This is a genomic window from Microbacterium testaceum, assembly GCF_020781835.1.
GTDB lineage: Bacteria > Actinomycetota > Actinomycetes > Actinomycetales > Microbacteriaceae > Microbacterium > Microbacterium testaceum_H.
This window is the reverse complement of record NZ_JAJGNJ010000038.1, coordinates 1-1,079: the sequence shown is the minus strand read 5'-3', so window position 1 is coordinate 1,079 and position 1,079 is coordinate 1. Positions and strand designations below refer to the sequence as shown.

At 70.2% G+C, this 1,079-nt stretch carries 3 protein-coding genes; all 3 read right to left on the bottom strand.

Annotated elements, in window-relative coordinates; all coding sequences use genetic code 11:
- Window positions 1-274: hypothetical protein (locus tag LL239_RS17500; protein ID WP_228164601.1), on the bottom strand; the 274-nt coding region annotated here is incomplete at its 3' end.
- Window positions 271-753 (bottom strand): XF1762 family protein, encoded by a 483-nt coding sequence (locus LL239_RS17495; RefSeq protein ID WP_228164600.1) that lies wholly within the window; start codon window positions 751-753, stop codon window positions 271-273. The genes LL239_RS17495 and LL239_RS17500, both read right to left, overlap by 4 nt.
- A partial coding sequence (locus tag LL239_RS17490; RefSeq protein ID WP_228164599.1) for a hypothetical protein occupies window positions 750-1,079 on the bottom strand: 330 nt, incomplete at its 5' end. The genes LL239_RS17495 and LL239_RS17490, both read right to left, overlap by 4 nt.

The window sequence follows — 1,079 nt, the reverse complement described above, 5'->3', positions numbered from 1 at the left end:
AGCACTCCGTGAACCCTCGGCCCATGAACAGCAGCCCCTCGGCGTCCTCCGCGCGACGGAACGCGCGCGGGAACCACCGGGACAACTCGGCCAGCGCCTCGCGCTCCCATGTGGCATCCGTGCCCCGGGCGAGGATGATGACCTGACCGCCGGAGCGGGTCATCATCTCGACACGGTGCGACTTCCACGCGCGCCCCACCTTGACGACATGCACACCCGGGCCCGCCGCGTCTGGCCAGACGACGACATACGTCATCGCGAACTCCGGCATCATGCGACCGTCTCCCACAGCGTGCGAGCCACGCCAGACGTGACGATCGGCTCTCCGCAGCTCTCGCAGAGGCGCGGCGCTCGCGGCCGGGATGGCATGTTCCACCCACCGCGCGCCGGCCGCTCGCCAACAACGCGGAACCCGGCGGCACGGAGACTCGAGCCCGACTCACCCTCCTGTGTGTATGTGATGAGACGCTCCCACCCGAGCGCGCGGGCTGCGCGCCACGCGGCACCGTAGAGCATGGAGTTGGCGTTCGGAGTGCCGTCCGTCGCGGTCCGGCACACCTCGGCCGTGTACTTCTCCGCCGCGAGAACGCGACTCACCGGGTTGCCGACTATCGCCACCCCGACGAGCGTCTCACCGATGGCGACACCGACGCTGAACCGATGCGTCACCGGCTCGAGGTGGTGGCGATGGTGCGCGCGAACGAATGCCTTCGCGTCGGCCAGCGCCACAGGCACCACCCGCAACCCGCTCATCGCGCACCCACCTTCTCATCGCGGCGCATATTCGCCCGCCACTCCGCGTGCTCTCCCTTGTCCTTCGAGCACAGCCCGAACCGGTCGAGCCTGATCACCCGCTGACCGCAGAGCGCGCACTGCGGGCATCCCGCCTGCGCCTGGTCGATGCGGGCGGATGTCGCGGCGTACTCGCGGGTCACGTGCTCACGACGGCGATCGTCGAGCTTCCAGCCCTTGTCGTTCGTCGACCAGCCACCATCACGCAGGGCGGCGACCTCGGCGGTGCAGCAGCCGAGCGCGCAGACCGCGCCCGGGACTCTCGTGGGGGCGGTCATGCTGCCACC